This is a genomic window from Pseudophaeobacter sp. 1A09344 (genome assembly GCF_041008745.1).
GTDB lineage: Bacteria > Pseudomonadota > Alphaproteobacteria > Rhodobacterales > Rhodobacteraceae > Phycobacter > Phycobacter gallaeciensis_A.
In genome coordinates, this window is sequence record NZ_JAXGFS010000003.1 from 14,618 (window position 1) to 30,970 (window position 16,353).

Here is a 16,353-nt window from a genome sequence, read left to right on the forward strand (position 1 = left end):
CATATTTGTTACACCGGCCATTCGGATTTTGTCTTGCGCCAGATCAAATCACCATCCCGTTACCTTGGATAAAGTCATATTCAAAATACGGGTTAATCCGGAGTTCTCCGTGAGATTGCAGACTGCCTCTTCCATCCGGGGTGAGGGCCTTGGCACACTGCTGAGCCTAGCCGCATCGCTGACATGGCTGGCCGCTGCCGCGGTAATCGCTTGGTCGCTGGCGGCTTTGCTGACCGATCCTGCGGTGCTGTCACCCGTTCTCATGGCGACGAGTTTCTTCGCGCTGGCCGCGCTGCGGGCTGCGTTGTCCGCCGTGTCGGATCGCTGCCTTGCCGAGGCTGCCGATGCGCGGATCGATGTCCTGCGGCAGGAGATCGCGACGGTTGAGGCGCAAAGCACACAGCCCTCTGCCCTTGGCGGGCCGGGCGCGCTGGCTGCGCTGGCCGGGGAGAAACTGGAGGCGCTGCGCCCCTATCTCATGCGCTATCGCCCGGCGCGGATGCGTTCGGCGGTGATGCCGCTGGTGATCCTCGGCATCGCAGTCTGGCACAGCTGGGCGGTGGCGCTGGTCCTGCTGCTGGCCGGGCCTTTGATCCTGGTCTTCATGGCGCTTGTCGGTTGGGCGGCCAAATCGGCCAGCGAACGGCAGATGGTGGAGATTGGTCAGCTCAGCGATCTGCTGGTGGACCGGCTGGCGGCACTGTCGGATCTGCGCCTGATCGGGGCCGGGCCGCAGATGGTCGATGGCTTCGCCCGCGCCTCGGAAGACCTGCGGGAGCGGACGATGTCGGTGCTGCGGATCGCCTTCCTGTCCTCCACGGTGCTGGAGCTGTTTTCGGCGCTGGGCGTGGCGATGGTTGCGATCTGGGTCGGCTTTTCACTGCTGGGGGAACTCAGCTGGGGCGCCTGGGGCACGGAACTGTCTCCGGCGGCGGGGATCTACCTTCTGCTGCTGGCGCCCGAATTTTTCCAGCCTCTGCGGGATCTTGCGGCCGCCTGGCATGATCGTGCCGCAGCCGAGGCGGTGCAGGATGAAATCGCCGGATGGCGCGCCGAAGACCGCCCGGTTCGAGTGGGACAGGGCGGTGATGTCGCTGCTTTGACCCCTCAGCCCGTTCTGCGGCTGTCGGGCGTGGCGCATCGCGGCATTGCCTATCCCGACCTTTCCATCGCCCCGGGGGAGACTGTCGCTCTCACCGGTTCCAGTGGCTGCGGCAAGTCCACCCTTTTGCGACTGCTGGCAGGGCTGGAGCAGCCGGATCAGGGCGCGGTCCTTCTGGATGGGCAACCGCTGGATGACAGCAACGCGGCGGCGTGGCGGGCGTCGCTCGGCTGGATGCCTCAGGCGCCGCATTTCCTCAATCGCAGCCTGCGCTACAACATCGCCTTTGGCGCGCCGCTGGAGCCGGACCTTTTGGAGGCAGCGCAGTTGGAGCAGGTGCTGAAGGCGCTGCCAAAGGGCGATCTGTCCTTACTTGGAGAGCGCGGTGCGGGTCTGTCGGGCGGAGAGGCGCGGCGGGTGACGCTGGCGCGTGCCATGCAGGGCGCACCGGGGCTGATCATCGCGGATGAACCAACCGCGGATCTGGACGCCGCAACCGCAAAGGCCATCACCGATGGGTTGATGCGCTTTGCGCAGACGGGCGGCACGCTGATCATAGCCACGCATGATCCGGCGCTGGCCGGGCGTATGGACCGGCAGATCGCACTTGGTAAGTCGGAGGATCTGTCATGCGGGATCTGATACACCTGCTCCGGATCATCCTGCGCGCTGAACGCCGCAGCCTGCTACAGGGGCTTTTGCTGTCTGTGGTGGTGCTTGCCATGGGCGTGGCGCTTCTGGGCTTGTCTGGCTGGTTCATCACCGCAGCGGCGGCCGCGGGCATGGCTGGGATTGGCATATTGTTCAACGTCTTTGCCCCCTCGGCGATGGTGCGCTTTCTGGCGCTGGGACGCACCGCCGCCCGCTACGGAGAGCGGGTGCTGACCCATGATGCGACCCTTCGGGCGCTGTCGGCGCTGCGGGTTCGGTTGCTGGCGGGGCTGCTGCACAGCCCGCACCGGCATCTGGAACGAATGCGCGCCAATGCTTTGCTCAACCGGGTGACGGCGGATACGGATGCGCTGGATGGGGCGCTGTTGCGGCTGATGCTGCCTGCGCTGGCAGGTTGGAGTGTGATCCTGCTCAGCACGGTTCTGCTGTGGGTGCTGGTGCACCCGGCGCTGGCACTGACCATCGGGGGCGGCTACTTGCTGCTGCCGACGGGGGTGTTCCTGCTGGGGCAGAAACTGGCGACAAAACCAGCGCGGCGGGCTGAGGCTGCGATGCAGGCATGCCGCAGCCGGTTGATCGACCTGATCGCCGGGCGCGATGATCTGATCGTATATGGCCAGATCGGCGTCGCCACCGATGGGGTCCTTTCTGCCTTTTCGCGGCATGGTGCAGCACGCGCGCGGCTTGATAGGACCGAGCGGCGCGCCGGAGCGTTTCTGGATCTGACTGCTGCGGCAATGACGGCGCTGGCCCTCGGGATGGGCATGGCGCTGGTGCAGCAGGGCAGCATCACGGCCGCCGAAGCGGCGATTGCCATCTTCGCGGCGCTGGCCCTTGGCGAAACGGTAGCGCCGGTGCGGCGCGCGCTGGCCGAGATTGGCCGCATGACGCAGGCCGCGCGGCGTATCCTGCCCTCCGTCGAAACCGAGTTCGCATCCAGTCAGGCATCTATCCCGGCTCCATCCGGCTCTCTCACCTTCGACGCTGTAGCGCTGAAAAGGGGGCAGGGCGGGATGATCTTTGCCCCGCTCAGCCTGACGGTTGCACCCGGCGAAACGGTTGTGCTGCAGGGCCCCAGCGGCAGCGGCAAAAGCACCGCCTTGCTGCTGGCGGCAGGCGCGCTGACACCTTCGGCTGGAACAGTGCGGTTCGGCGGCCTCGATCCGGCGCAGCTGCCGCTGGAAACACGCACGCAAAGCATCGCCCTGGTGCCGCAGCGCCATGCTTTGATCGCGGGCAGCGTGGCCGAGAACCTGCGGCTTGCTGCGCCGAACGCCCCGGACGCCGAGCTGTGGCAGGCGCTGGAGGCGACCCAGCTGTCGCATACCCTGCGGCAGCGCGAGGGGCTGGACACCCGGCTTGGCTTTCGCGGGGCGGGTCTGTCGGGCGGCGAGGCACGGCGGTTGGTTCTGGCCCGGGCGATTCTGCGCAGGCCGCGCCTTCTGCTGCTGGATGAGCCGACCGAAGGGCTGGACGCCGCAACCGCGCGCGTCGTGATGACCGGTCTGCGCCGCGCCTGTCCCGATGCGGCTTTTCTGATCGCGGGGCACCGCAGCGCAGAAACGGAAGGCGCTGACCGCTGTGTCGAGGTTCTTCGCAATTAAATCTGCATCTAAGATTGGAAATTTGATCTGCGTCAAAGTTATATTGCAAATATAGAATATGAAGTTTGAAAATCCGTATCTTTGATGCGGAAAACCTATGGAAAGGATTCGCATCATGGAGATCGGACTGGTCGAGCTGTCGCGCCTGCAGTTTGCGATGACGGCCATGTATCACTTTCTCTTCGTGCCGCTGACGCTGGGTCTGTCGATCCTCGTGGCGATCATGGAGACTGTCTATGTCATGACAAACCGCCCCATCTGGCGACAGATGACCAAGTTCTGGGGCACCCTGTTCGGCATCAACTTTGTCCTTGGCGTCGCCACCGGCATCACCATGGAATTCCAGTTCGGTATGAACTGGAGCTACTACAGCCACTACGTGGGTGACATCTTCGGTGCGCCGCTGGCGATTGAGGGGCTGATGGCCTTCTTCATGGAGGCGACCTTTGTCGGGTTGTTCTTCTTTGGCTGGGACAAGCTGTCGAAGGTACAGCACATGGTGGTGGCCTGGCTGGTCGCCATCGGGTCGAATTTTTCGGCGCTGTGGATCCTGATCGCCAATGGCTGGATGCAGAATCCGGTCGGCGCAGAGTTCAACCCCGACACCATGCGGATGGAGATGACCTCTTTCTTTGATGTGGTGTTCAACGAAGTGGCGCAGGCCAAATTCGTGCATACCGTCAGCGCGGGCTATGTCACCGCCGCAGTCTTTGTTCTGGGGGTTTCGGCGCTCTATCTGATCCAGAACCGGCACAAGGATCTGGCGCGGCGGTCGATCGCAGTGGCCTCGTCCTTTGGTCTGGCGGCGGCACTGTCGGTGGTCGTACTGGGTGATGAATCCGGTTATTCCGCCAGTCACACCCAGAAAATGAAACTCGCCGCGATCGAGGCGATGTGGGAAACCGAACCGGCGCCTGCGCCCTTTACCCTGTTCGGCCTGCCCGACAAGGAAGCCCGCGAGACCCATTACGCGGTGCATATCCCTTGGGCGATGGGTCTGATTGGCACCCGCAGCCTGACCAAGGAAATCCCCGGCATCAACGATCTGGTGGCTGAGGCCGAAGACCGTATCCGCCATGGTGTCATCGCCTATGACGCGCTGATGACCATCCGCGAAAACCGCGGCAATGTCCCGGCCGAGGCGCGGTTCATCTTTGAGCAGAACTCAGACAATCTGGGGTTTGCCTACCTGCTGAAACGCTATGTGGACGATCCGCGTGACGCCACTGAAGAGCAGATCGCCATGGCGGCCGAGGATACCATTCCGGGCGTCGGGCCGCTGTTCTGGGCCTTCCGCCTGATGGTCGCGCTGGGCTTCAGCTTTATCGGCGTGATGGCTTTCTTCTTCTACCGGGCGTCTTTCTGCAACATGCGCTTCCCGCGCTGGTCGCTTTATGCCGCTGTTGCCATCATTCCGACCCCGTGGATCGCGGCCGAGCTTGGCTGGTTCGTGGCCGAGTTCGGGCGCCAGCCCTGGACGGTGGATGGTGTGTTGCCGACGGCCCTGTCGGCCTCGCATCTGAGCGTTGCGGATCTGCTGATCACCCTCGCTGGTTTCGTCATCTTCTACACGATCCTCTTCGTAATCGAAGTCAGCTTGATGGTGAAATACATCCGCAAAGGTCCGTTTCAGGACGTTGCCGAGACCGAAGCCTGGCAGGACCAGCACGAAGCGCGCCTGCGCGGTGCGGGCCGTGATGCTGCCGCCCCTGCAACCCCTGCGGAGTAAGACTTATGATCCTTCATGAACTGATCGATTTTGACACGCTGCGGATCATTTGGTGGGCGCTTCTGGGCGTGCTGCTGATCGGATTTGCCCTGACCGACGGGTTCGACATGGGCGTTGGCGCACTGTTGCCCTTTGTCGCCAAGACGGATGTGGAACGCCGCGTGGTGATCAACACCGTTGGGCCGGTCTGGGAAGGGAACCAGGTGTGGTTCATCCTCGGCGGCGGCGCGATCTTTGCCGCTTGGCCGCCGCTTTATGCGGTGTCCTTCTCTGGCTTTTATCTCGCGATGTTTGTGGTGCTCGCGGCCCTCATCGTGCGTCCGGTTGCGTTCAAGTATCGCTCCAAACGCGACAGTGCCGCATGGCGTACGCGCTGGGATTGGGCGCTGTTTGCCGGAGGTGCGGTTCCGGCGCTGCTGTTCGGCGTGGCGGTGGGCAATGTGCTGCTTGGCGTGCCCTTCTTCCTGACCGCAGACCTGATGCCGATGTACGAAGGCAGCTTCTACGGCAAGTTCCTGGGCCTCTTGCATCCCTTTGCGGTGCTGGCCGGTGTGGTGTCGTTTTCGATGCTGCTGATGCATGGCGCGGCCTGGCTGACGCTCAAGACCGAAGGCGTGATCGCTGAACGCGCCCGCCGCATCGGCACCGTGGCCGGAATGGTGGCTGCAGGGGGCTATGTGCTTGCCGGATTGTGGCTGGCGGTTGGCATCGACGGGTTTGCGCTGGTGAACGATGTGGTGCCGAACGGCCCGTCCAATCCGCTGTATTCGCAGGTAACCCGGGAAGGCAGCTGGCTTGCGGCCTATGTCGCGCGGCCCTGGATCGTGGTTGCGCCACTGATGGGCTTTGCTGGGATCGCCATGGCGATACGCGGGCTGAAGGCGGGGCACGAGGTCTCGACGCTTCTGTGGTCAAAGATGGCGATCACCGGGATTGTCGCGTCGGTTGGTCTGACCATGTTCCCGTTCATCCTGCCTTCGACCGTGGACCCGAACAGCTCGCTGACCGTCTGGGATGCCTCAAGCTCGCATCAGACCCTGTTCATCATGCTGGTGGTCACCGCGATCTTCATGCCGCTGATCCTAGCCTACACCGCGTGGGTCTACAAAGTGCTCTGGGGCAAGGTCACCGAGGCAGACGTCACCGAAAACGCCGACACGCTATACTGAAGGAGTTGATATCATGTGGTATTTTGCCTGGCTTCTTGGCCTGCCGCTCGCGGCTCTCTTTGCCGTCCTGAACGCCATGTGGCTGGAGCTGCGCACCGATGCTTGCCTCGCGGAAGAGGGGGAGTGCCCGGTGGGAGAGCATAAGCGCTGAGCCTGCATCGACACGCAAAGCAAGCTGGATCCGGCCGTGCCGGTTCCGGACCTGATCCCAACCTTCTGCGGAGACCTGTGATGACCGCTGATCCCAAGACACCCGAAACCCCAGCCGATCCTGCGGCTGCGGAGCCGAGGCTTCAGCACTTTCCGGTGCCCTTTTTCGCCGCCGTCATGGGGCTGTCGGGGCTGACGCTTGCGCTGCATGCGGCAGGGATGCAAGCCGCCAGCCGCGCGGCACTGGTCGCGACGGTTCTGGTCTTTGCCGTGCTGGCAGCGGTCTACGCGCTGAAGGCTATGCGCTATCCGCAGGCGATACTGGCCGAATGGCGGCATCCGGTGAAACTGGCATTCTTTCCCGCTGTTTCAATTTCCCTGTTGCTGATCGCCACCGCCCTGCAGCCGGTGTCACAGGATTTGGCGCGGCTGGTCTGGCTGATCGGCGCGCTGGGGCAGGGGGTGCTGACGCTGGCGGTGCTGTCGAACTGGATCGGGCACCGGGCCTTTCAGACCATCCATATCTCGCCTGCCTGGTTCATCCCGGCAGTGGGCAACGTGGTCGCGCCGGTGGCGGGTGTCCAGCTGGGATTTCCGGAAACCTCCTGGGTGTTCTTCTCGGCGGGGCTGGTGTTCTGGATCGTGCTGCTGGTGCTGGTGATGAACCGGCTGGTGTTCCACGATCCGCTGCCCGGACGCATGGTGCCGACCCTGGCCATCCTGATCGCCCCGCCCGCGGTTGGCTTCCTTGCCTGGTTGCAACTGAATGGCGACGTGATCGATGCCTTCGCGCGGATCCTTTATGGCGCGGCGTTGGTCTTTACGGCGCTGGCCGCGACCCAGGTGGCCAAGCTGCGCGGCCTGCCCTTTGCCCTGTCGTGGTGGGCGCTCAGCTTTCCGGTTGCGGCGCTGACCATCGCCACGCTGCGGTTCGGAGCGCTGATTTCCAGCCCGCTGCACATCTTGGCCGGAAACGTCGGTCTCGGCGTTCTGTGTCTCATTGTCGGTGGATTGGTCTACCGCACGGCCCGCGCCGTTCTGCGCGGGGAAATCTGTCAACCTGAGTGATCCCGGAAAGGACTTCAGACATGAAAAAACTTGCAATTGCAGCAATCAGCGCCCTTGGCCTTTGCACGCCTGCTGTGGCGCAGGACAAGCCCGAGACGCTGGTGACGATCCTGACCGCGCCCGAGCCGCAGACCCAGCTGATGGCGATGGTTCTGGCCATGCAGGCCGCCAAACAGGGCGTCGCGCAGCATGTGCTGCTCTGTGGCCCGGCCGGGGATCTTGCGCTGAAAGACGCGCCGGAGGCGGCCACCGCCCCGCAGCCGCCCAAAGGCATGAGCCCGCAGGGCCTGATGCAGAAAATCGCCGCGATGCCCGGCGCCAAGGTCGAGGTTTGTGCGATCTACCTGCCGGGACGCGGCGCCGACCCATCGGTCCTGCTGGATGGCGTGAGTGTTGCCAAACCCCCGGCGATGGCCAGCGCCATGATCGCCCCGGGCGCGCGGATCGCCAGTTATTGACCCGCGCCCGGCCTGCGCGCGGACCCGGCGCGCAGGCCCACAGTTCCCTTTCGGAGGAGAGATGATGACGAAATCCATAACGAACCCCACCCGCCGCCAACTCTTTGGTCTTGCGGCATCGGCGGGCGTGGCTGCGGCGCTTGGGGCGCAGGCCAGCGCCAGCACGCCGGTGCCGACGAAGGCACGGATCGTCATCATCGGCGCGGGCGCTGGTGGTACGGCGCTCGCCAACCGGCTGGTGCGCCGCCTTGAGGGCGCCGAGATCACCCTTCTGGATCCGCGCGTAGCGCACCTTTACCAGCCCGGCCTGACACTGGTTGCCGCTGGTCTGAAGCCTGCGGATTACGTGCTTAGTCAGACCGGCGACTGGCTGCCGGACGGCGTGACCCTGATCCCGGAAAAAGCCGCCGCGATCGACCCGGAGGCCAAGACCGTCGCCACCGAGAACGGTCAGTCGCTGGCCTATGACTTCCTGGTTGTGGCCCCGGGGCTGGTTCTGGATCACGACGCCATCGAAGGCTTCTCGCTCGATATGGTCGGGCAAAACGGCATTGGCGCGCTTTATGCCGGGCCGGACTACGCGGCACGCACCTGGCAGGCGGCCTCGAAGTTTACTGAGGAGGGCGGCGTTGGCCTGTTCACCCGCCCCGAAACCGAGATGAAATGCGCGGGCGCGCCGCTGAAGCATACTTTCCTGATTGATGATATCGCCAAACGGGCGGGCAACGGCGGCAAGATCGACGTGCAATACGCAGCGCCGCAGAGCTCTTTGTTCGGGGTGCCCATCGTCGCCGAGAAGGTGCGCATGTTGTTTGGGGACCGTGGCATCACCAGCCATATGCAGCACCAGTTGCAGGCCATCGACGCCGACCGGCGCCGCGCACGCTTTTCGACCCCGGATGGCTCGGTCGAACTGGACTACGACTATATCCATGTCATCCCGCCGCAACGCGCGCCTGAGGTGATCCGCCAGTCCGGTCTCAGTTGGGCTGACAAATGGACCGATCAGGGCTGGGTCGAATGCGACATGGCGAGCCTGCGCCATCTGCGCTACCCCGAGATCTGGGCGCTGGGTGATGTGGCGGGCGTTCCCAAGGGCAAGACCGCCGCCAGCGTGAAATGGCAGGTGCCAGTGGTCGAGGATGGGCTTGTCGCGGCCATCACCGGCACTGACCCCACCCAGACCTACAATGGCTACACTTCCTGCCCGATGATCACCCAGATCGGCCGGGCCATGCTGGTGGAGTTTGATTACAACGACAATCTTGTGCCGTCCTTCCCCGGGATCATCGCCCCGCTTGAGGAGCTGTGGATCAGCTGGCTGATGAAGGAAGTGGCGTTGAAGGCCACCTATAACGCCATGCTGCGTGGCCGGGCCTGAGGAGGAAGAGGCGATGAAAGACCTGACAGTTGGAACCCTGATTGCGGTGTTCGAAGAGATTTTTGGTCGCGGCCTGTTCTGGGCTATGGTCGGCTTGGCGGCCGTTGTGACGCTGGGATACGTTTACGTGTTGATCCGGGATCGCAAGATCAGCTGGCACAAATTCCTGCTGGCGCAGCTGTCGATGCCGGTGGGGGCGGTGCTTGCGGTGTGGTTCGTGCTGGTGATGACTCATTCCGAACTGGCCAATATCGGCGGGCCGGTCGATCTGATCGTGCTTCTGGGGGTTGCTGCGGGCGGGGCCGTTGGTGCGGCGATCCTCGTCTACACGGTGCAGTCACTGCTCTGGCCCCCGGCCGCAGAGCGCAGATAGCCTTCCTCTCTGGCGCCGGGTGTCTTAGCGTTTGCGGTAATTCTCGCGATACCAGACATAAAGCCCGGCGCCGGCGATCATGACACTGCCGAAGATGGTCCAGAAATCCGGGACTTCGGAAAAGAACACAAAGCCCCAGACCGCAGCAAAGGCCAGCCCGGAATAGGAAAACGGCGCCAGCATTGCTGCTTCGCCTTTGGAAAACGCCTGAATGAGGGCCAGTTGCCCGATGGTCCCGGCCAGCGAGATGATGATCATCAGGCCGATCCCGAACAGATCCGGGGATTGCCATTGAAAGGGCACCGCAAGGCTCAGCAGAACGGTGCCGACCAGCCCGGTGTAAAACAGCGACGTCCAGACGTCTTCATCGGCGCCGACCCGGCGCGTCAGCAGGGCATAGCCGGAATAGCAGCACGCGGCCGCCAGCGGATAAAGCGCGGCAGGGCTGAACACATCGCTGCCGGGGCGAATGACGATCATCGCGCCGATCATGGCCACTGCGATCCCGGCGATGCGCCGCACACCCAAAGCCTCGCCCAGAAACAGCGCCGCGCCAAGGGTGATCAGCACAGGATTGGTGGACATCAGCGCCGCAGCATCCGTCAGGGGGATCTTGCTCAGGCCGGTGAAAAAGAAGGCGGTCGCGCTCATCAGCAGCACAGAGCGCAGGAATTGCAGCGCTGGATACCGGGTGCGCACCACCTGTTTCAGCCGGGGCATGACGATCACCAGCACCAGCAGCATCTGCCCGGCATAGCGCGCCCAGAGCGCTGGAAGAACGCCAACGCTGGGCGCCAGTGCCTTGACTGTGGCATCCATCACCGAAAAACAGAAGATCGCGCTGATCATCAGCAAAATGGCGCGGCTTTGCAGGCTCATCGGGTGGTCCCCGTGTAAAAACCCGTTGCGTCACCGTGGCGCTGCGGCGTGGACCATGCGAACCGATTGTTTTTCAGCAATATTTCAGCGCCTTCTAAGACGGGTACGGATAGAAATGCATTTCGGAAAGCAAGGCCGGAAAGGCAAATCCAAGCGGCGCCAACGCCGCTTGTGTGCTCATATAGGATGATCAGCCCCGACAATGCAAAGCCGGAGTGCGCAGATCCGTTCGCCGTCAGGCGCATACCGGCAAGTGCACTCCGGGACCGGCCGTTCGCTGCAAGCGCGGTCTACAGAAGATCGTCGAAGGCGACGGTCTGGTCTGCAAAGACCAGAAGATCGATATCGATCAGCATATCACGTCCTTCGTAATATCCATCCCGGCCGCCATTGGCGGCATCCGTCACCGCCAGCCAAGTGACGTCCTGCCCCCGGTTTGAATCAAAGTAGGTTCCGCTATCGAAACTGAAGTCGGAGAAGTTGCCGTCGAACATCGCCCGGTCCTTGTTGTCCGAACCGGCGTCATTCCAGACACTGCCATAAATGGTGTCATCGCCAAGGCCGCCGTACAGCCGGTCATTGCCTTCTTCGCCAAAAAGGGTGTCATGGCCATCACCGCCGTGCAGCACGTCCTGACCGTCCGATCCCTGCAGCTTGTCATCGCCCGCCTGACCCAAAAGTGTGTCGCGCCCATCGCCGCCGTACAGGGTGTCATCGCCGCGCCCGCCCAGAAGAAGATCGTCGTTGCCCATGCCGATCAACCGGTCGTTGCCGCCTTTGCCAGTCAGCACATCGGCGCCGTCACCGCCGCGCAGTTCATCATCGCTGCGCGAGCCGATCTGGATATCCGCCGTACGCACCGTCAGCCCATCAAAGGCGGCAAATCCGGTTCCCCCGGTCAGCTCTGTCTCGGTGCTGCCGCGGCTGACCACGACGCTGCCGGACTCGCCCCGGCCAAAGTCAAACCGGTCGATGTTGCCGTCGAAATAAGTGTAGTCCGCGCGCTGAGCGTTACCGAACAGTTCTTGCGCCGTCAGGGCCTGGTCATAGATCGCAAGATCTTCAATCGTTCCGTCAAAGTAGCTGTTGAGGTTGTCGGTCTCGCCAGCTGTGTTGCTCCAGCCCGATGCTCCGGCAATCAGGGCTTCGGTGTTCTGGCTCCAGTCTATGCGGATCTCTGGATCATAGGCGATGCGTGCACCGTTCAGGTAGACTTCAAGACCGTCCGCGCCAAAGCTGAGGTTGAAATCATATTCCTCACCGACGGTGATTGCGTTGCTGGCGATAAGGTAATGCGATTCCGTCTCGTCCTGAAGTCGCACGACCAACTCGCCGGTTCCGTCTATATAGACGGAGAGATGCCCGCCCTGACCGTAGTCCGATGCATCCTTGGAGATCAGTGTCTGGTAGCTCGACAAGCTGTTTGCGGAAAACCGGAAGGCGATGGTGCCGCGGGACAAGGCGAGACTGTCCGTGTGGTCGAATACATAGGCCGACCGGTCCGCGGCGGAAAACGCGTGGCTGCCCGCCACGGCGAATACCGCTGATGCATCTGTTTCATATCCAAGGTCCGCGGCATCTGGCCGTTGGGATCCGGGCGCGCGGATCGGGCCGCTGTTGGTGCCGGGGTCCAGCGGGGCCAGCGCCTCTTCCAGATCGTCGATGGATTTGACAATGCCATAGGCCGGAGCGGCTGTGTGCTCGATATCAGAGCGTTTCACCAGATCACCGTAGACGGTGATGGTGCCCAGCCGGTCGTCATTATGGGCGCCGCCGTTGTTACCCTGATCCGAGTAGAGCGCGATCACCGAATGGTCCATCACCCCGTTGCCATCAGCATCGCCATAGGTGATCGAGGCGATCTGAGTGGTGTGCCCTTCGATCACCAGCCTGTCGCCCTCGGCGCGGCTGAAATCCTGCACCACGTCGTTGCCTAGGATATCGACCCAATGGTCGTGCAGCTTGTCGTTTTCGCCCGCAACGCCGTGCCAGTTGATGGTGCCATCTTCGCGGGTGTGCTTTTCGATATAGCGTTCCTTGGCGTTGATCAGCGTCTGGAAGTAGAAGATGTCGGCGCCGCGCCCGCCGATCAGCAGGTCATCGGCCGGGATTGGCTGGTCGGGATAGAGCTTGCCATCGGTCAGCTCGTTCAACGGGTCGCCTTCGTCGCGGTCGGGGTCATAATAGATGGCGCCTTCGCGCCCGTCGGCGCGGCTGATCAGCAGATCGTTTCCCTTGCCGCCTTTCAGCGTGTCCTCGCCGTGGCCGCCATCCAGCACGTCATGCCCGCCGCTGCCCAAAAGGCGGTCATTGCCATAGCCACCCTGCAGCACATCGGCGCCGCCCTTGCCCTTGACCCGGTCGTTGCCACCACCGCCGTTGATGCCATCGCCGCCGCCGGTGCCTGCAACGCGGTTGTCGCCGCCATTGCGGCTGATCATGTTGAGATGGCTCTCCATGTGACCATGAGCGCTGACGCCGTAATCCGCCAGAATATCGAGGAAGGTGTCGCTGGCGCCGTGCAGCTGGCCAAAGACCGGCGCCAGATCCGCCATCGCGGCCTGCATCTGCGCGCCCATGGCCAGCTCGGCTCCGGCGGCTTCGGCCAGCGCCAACTGGCTGTCTGCACCCAGCTGGCGGTCAAAGATCATGACATCGCCGATGGTGCCCTTGAACAGGGAATGGGCGTCGTCGTCCTGCCCCTCGCGCCAGGCCCGGCTGCCGCCGACCACCAGCGAATGATCGTTCAGTTTCAGGCCCTGCTTGAACTCCGGTTCTGCCGCGACCAGCGCGCCATTGAGCCAGATCATCAACCCGTCGCTGCCAAAGCTGACGGAGATGTGGTATTTGGTCTGAGCCGACAGAACGAGATCAGGCACCTTCAGGTATTCGGTGTCGGCCCCGTCCGACTGGCTGAGCACCAGGGTGCCATCCTTGACCCAGAGGGTGAAATCACCTTTCCCGGCGCCTTTGCCATCCTTCGAGATCAGCGCCATTTCCCCTGGCAGCCGGTCCAGTGAAAAACTGAGCGAAACCGTCGCCGCGCGTAAGGAAAGGCTGTCCAGATGGCCCGCGTTGAGGTAATCGCCCTCTTCACCGCTCAAAACATGGGTCCCGGGCATGGAAAGTACTGGCATGCGGGTTTCGGATAGGGGGAGCCCGGCGGCATCGGGCAGTCGGGACCCGGGGACACGGATCCGGCCGCTGTCGGTGCCGGGGTCCAGCGGGGCCAGCGCCTCTTCCAGATCGTCGATGGATTTGACGATGCCATAGGCCGGAGCGGCTGTGTGCTCGATATCAGAGCGTTTCACCAGATCGCCGTAGACGGTGATGGTACCCAGCCGGTCGTCATTATGGGCGCCGCCGTTGTTGCCCTGATCCGAGTAGAGCGCGATCACCGAATGATCCATCACCCCGTTGCCATCAGCATCGCCATAGGTGATCGAGGCGATCTGGGTGGTATGGCCTTCGATCACCAGCCTGTCGCCCTCGGCGCGGCTGAAATCCTGCACCACGTCGTTGCCTAGGATATCGACCCAATGGTCGTGCAGCTTGTCGTTTTCGCCCGCAACGCCGTGCCAGTTGATTGTGCCATCTTCGCGGGTGTGCTTTTCGATATAGCGTTCCTTGGCGTTGATCAGCGTCTGGAAGTAGAAGATGTCGGCGCCGCGCCCGCCGATCAGCAGGTCATCGGCCGGGATTGGCTGATCGGGATAGAGCTTGCCATCGGTCAACTCGTTCAGCGGATCGCCTTCGTCGCGGTCGGGGTCATAATAGATGGCGCCTTCGCGCCCGTCAGCGCGGCTGATCAGCAGATCGTTGCCTCCGCCGCCTTTCAGCGTGTCCTCGCCGTGGCCGCCATCCAGCACGTCATGGCCGCCGCCGCCCAAAAGGCGGTCATTGCCATAGCCGCCCTGCAGCACATCGGCGCCGCCCTTGCCCTTGACGCGGTCGTTGCCACCACCGCCGTTGATGCCATCGGCGCCGCCGGTGCCGACGACGCGGTTGTCGCCGCCATTGCGGCTGATCATGTTGAGATGGCTCTCCATGTGACCATGGGCGCTCACGCCGTAATCCGCCAGAATATCGAGGAAGGTGTCGCTGGCGCCGTGCAGCTGGCCAAAGACCGGCGCCAGATCCGCCATCGCGGCCTGCATCTGCGCGCCCATGGCCAGCTCGGCTCCGGCGGCTTCGGCCAGCGCCAGATGGCTGTCTGCACCCAGCTGGCGGTCAAAGATCATGACATCGCCGATAGTGCCCTTGAACAGGGAATGGGCGTCGTCGTCCTGCTCCTCGCGCCAGGCCCGGCTGCCGCCGACCACCAGCGAATGATCGTTCAGTTTCAGGCCCTGCTTGAACTCCGGTTCTGCCGCGACCAGCGCGCCATTGAGCCAGATCATCAGCCCATCGCTGCCAAAGCTGACGGAGATGTGGTATTTGGTCTGCGCCGACAGGACGAGATCAGGCACCTTCAGGTATTCGGTGTCGGCCCCGTCCGACTGGCTGAGCAGCAGGGTGCCATCCTTGACCCAAAGGGTGAAATCGCCTTTCCCGGCGCCTTTGCCATCCTTGGAGATCAGCGCCATTTCCCCCGGCAGCCGGTCCAGAGAAAAACTGAGCGAAACCGTCGCCGCGCGGGATTCATAGGCATCGGAATGGCGGATGTTCAGGATGTCTTCCTGCGCGCCGGAATAAATGCGGTCGGCTTCTCTCGTGAAAACCGGAGTCGGGGTATTCGCGACCATGCTCAGGGTCCTCTTTTTGCTTTAGCCTATGTTCTGTGGTTGCTGTTGGGGAGAAGTTTATCGGGCAATGTCGCGCCAAAGGTGGCGGCAAAGTGGCGTTGGGCCATTGCGTCCGGGATCGGCGAAAACATGCAACAAGGGGCTAAGTCCCTGAAACCATGCCGTGCATGGGCAAGAGTGCCATTAACCAATTAGCAATTGCGGCAGAAGTGTGGCGAAAACGTGTTGCGCGCAGCGTAAATACGTCAGCGTGAAGCCCGTGATTCAACCTTTGCAGGAGCGATTGTGGCGCGGTCTATTGCGGCGCGCGGCTTTTGTCGTTCAGCACGGGAACCTCTGCCAACCAGTCGAAATAGGGGGACTGGCAGGTTTTCTGCCAAAGCTGCTCCAGCGCCGAGATCGGATCGTTGTCGTGCTGGTCGATGCGCAGATCCAGTGGCGGGCGCTCCGGCTCCAGCACCAGCAGGGCTGCGGACTTTAGCCCGCGGCTGTCGCCGCCTGCGTCTTTTGCGGCGGTCAGCACCCGTAGCATGCGTTCGGCGGGCGAGGGGGCTTCTGCTTGCGCCGCTGTCTTCATCGCTTCCAGAACCTCGGGACCGGTCAGCATATTGCCGGCGATGACAAGATCCAGCTCCGCGATATGGCTGGCATAGGGAACGCTTTGATCGCCGGTGAAGCCCTGTGTGCGCCCTTGCCGGTCCAGCGCGGTGAGCTGCCGGTGCCCACGCCCCGGATCGGCGCTGGTGACACGGGTGACTGCGGTTTCGGCGTCCTCGCCCTGATACATGGCCCGCAGCACGTCATCGCGCCAGAAGCTGCTGGGCGCCGTGCCTTGAGACGCCACAAGACCCGATTCGATATCCCCCCGCAGCACCCAGCCGCCCACGCAAAGGCTGCCAGTGGCGGCCGCCGCAGCGAAAACGCCTGTTTTGCGGTCGTATGTCAAAATCGAGAAGGTCATTTCAGGGTCCAATCACATTTCCCTTGTATTTATCATGATAATTTGCGTGAATGCAATTCATT

12 protein-coding genes are annotated in these 16,353 nt (G+C 62.9%); 9 read left to right on the forward strand and 3 right to left on the reverse strand.

What is annotated here, in order from left to right; genetic code table 11:
* Positions 1–109 precede the first annotated feature (109 nt).
* The 9 genes from SM765_RS05715 (at position 110) to SM765_RS05755 (ending at position 9,706) form a co-directional block, all read left to right on the forward strand.
* Entirely contained in the window at positions 110–1,744 is a 1,635-nt protein-coding gene (locus SM765_RS05715) for an ABC transporter ATP-binding protein/permease (RefSeq protein WP_274837512.1), read from the forward strand.
* Positions 1,732–3,378, forward strand: coding sequence for an amino acid ABC transporter ATP-binding/permease protein (locus SM765_RS05720; RefSeq protein WP_368981474.1), 1,647 nt, complete (start codon positions 1,732–1,734; stop codon positions 3,376–3,378). Before SM765_RS05715 ends, SM765_RS05720 begins: the two co-directional genes overlap by 13 nt.
* Before the next feature lie 115 nt (positions 3,379–3,493).
* Positions 3,494–5,107 (forward strand): cytochrome ubiquinol oxidase subunit I, encoded by a 1,614-nt coding sequence (locus tag SM765_RS05725; protein WP_274834682.1) that lies wholly within the window; start codon positions 3,494–3,496, stop codon positions 5,105–5,107.
* A gap of 5 nt (positions 5,108–5,112) precedes the next feature.
* On the forward strand, positions 5,113–6,276 hold the full coding sequence (gene cydB, locus SM765_RS05730; protein ID WP_065272419.1) for a cytochrome d ubiquinol oxidase subunit II: 1,164 nt from the start codon (positions 5,113–5,115) through the stop codon (positions 6,274–6,276).
* Between the two features lie 13 nt (positions 6,277–6,289).
* Complete coding sequence (cydX, locus tag SM765_RS05735) at positions 6,290–6,427, forward strand: cytochrome bd-I oxidase subunit CydX (RefSeq protein WP_274827525.1); 138 nt, start codon at positions 6,290–6,292, stop codon at positions 6,425–6,427.
* Positions 6,428–6,507: 80 nt separating this feature from the next.
* A complete protein-coding gene (locus SM765_RS05740) occupies positions 6,508–7,494 on the forward strand; it encodes an SLAC1 anion channel family protein (protein ID WP_274834680.1) in 987 nt (328 codons plus the stop codon).
* Positions 7,495–7,514: 20 nt separating this feature from the next.
* Positions 7,515–7,952: a DsrE family protein gene (locus SM765_RS05745; protein ID WP_274831473.1), complete on the forward strand. Its 438-nt coding sequence runs from the start codon at positions 7,515–7,517 to the stop codon at positions 7,950–7,952.
* Positions 7,953–8,016: 64 nt separating this feature from the next.
* Entirely contained in the window at positions 8,017–9,333 is a 1,317-nt protein-coding gene (locus SM765_RS05750; RefSeq protein ID WP_274834679.1) for an NAD(P)/FAD-dependent oxidoreductase, read from the forward strand.
* Between the two features lie 13 nt (positions 9,334–9,346).
* Positions 9,347–9,706: a DUF5368 domain-containing protein gene (locus SM765_RS05755; RefSeq protein ID WP_274827529.1), complete on the forward strand. Its 360-nt coding sequence runs from the start codon at positions 9,347–9,349 to the stop codon at positions 9,704–9,706.
* Between the two features lie 24 nt (positions 9,707–9,730).
* Here SM765_RS05755 and SM765_RS05760 read toward each other — a convergent pair whose 3' ends face one another.
* The 3 genes from SM765_RS05760 to SM765_RS05770 all read right to left on the reverse strand — a co-directional run bounded on the left by SM765_RS05760 (position 9,731) and on the right by SM765_RS05770 (position 16,291).
* Positions 9,731–10,585 (reverse strand): DMT family transporter, encoded by an 855-nt coding sequence (locus SM765_RS05760; RefSeq protein ID WP_274827530.1) that lies wholly within the window; start codon positions 10,583–10,585, stop codon positions 9,731–9,733.
* A gap of 290 nt (positions 10,586–10,875) precedes the next feature.
* Entirely contained in the window at positions 10,876–15,330 is a 4,455-nt protein-coding gene (locus tag SM765_RS05765; RefSeq protein WP_274837515.1) for a LamG-like jellyroll fold domain-containing protein, read from the reverse strand.
* Between the two features lie 295 nt (positions 15,331–15,625).
* Positions 15,626–16,291, reverse strand: a complete 666-nt coding sequence (locus SM765_RS05770) for a DUF1028 domain-containing protein (protein WP_274837516.1) — start codon at positions 16,289–16,291, stop codon at positions 15,626–15,628.
* Between the last annotated feature and the right edge of the window lie 62 nt (positions 16,292–16,353).

Coding starts and splice junctions, on each gene's coding strand:
- SM765_RS05720 (WP_368981474.1), top strand. CDS start 1,732: ATGCGGGATCTGATACACCTGCTCCGGATCATCCTGCGCGCTGAACGC.
- SM765_RS05725 (WP_274834682.1), top strand. CDS start 3,494: ATGGAGATCGGACTGGTCGAGCTGTCGCGCCTGCAGTTTGCGATGACG.
- cydB (WP_065272419.1), top strand. CDS start 5,113: ATGATCCTTCATGAACTGATCGATTTTGACACGCTGCGGATCATTTGG.
- cydX (WP_274827525.1), top strand. CDS start 6,290: ATGTGGTATTTTGCCTGGCTTCTTGGCCTGCCGCTCGCGGCTCTCTTT.
- SM765_RS05740 (WP_274834680.1), top strand. CDS start 6,508: ATGACCGCTGATCCCAAGACACCCGAAACCCCAGCCGATCCTGCGGCT.
- SM765_RS05745 (WP_274831473.1), top strand. CDS start 7,515: ATGAAAAAACTTGCAATTGCAGCAATCAGCGCCCTTGGCCTTTGCACG.
- SM765_RS05750 (WP_274834679.1), top strand. CDS start 8,017: ATGACGAAATCCATAACGAACCCCACCCGCCGCCAACTCTTTGGTCTT.
- SM765_RS05755 (WP_274827529.1), top strand. CDS start 9,347: ATGAAAGACCTGACAGTTGGAACCCTGATTGCGGTGTTCGAAGAGATT.
- SM765_RS05760 (WP_274827530.1), bottom strand. CDS start 10,585: ATGAGCCTGCAAAGCCGCGCCATTTTGCTGATGATCAGCGCGATCTTC.
- SM765_RS05765 (WP_274837515.1), bottom strand. CDS start 15,330: ATGGTCGCGAATACCCCGACTCCGGTTTTCACGAGAGAAGCCGACCGC.
- SM765_RS05770 (WP_274837516.1), bottom strand. CDS start 16,291: ATGACCTTCTCGATTTTGACATACGACCGCAAAACAGGCGTTTTCGCT.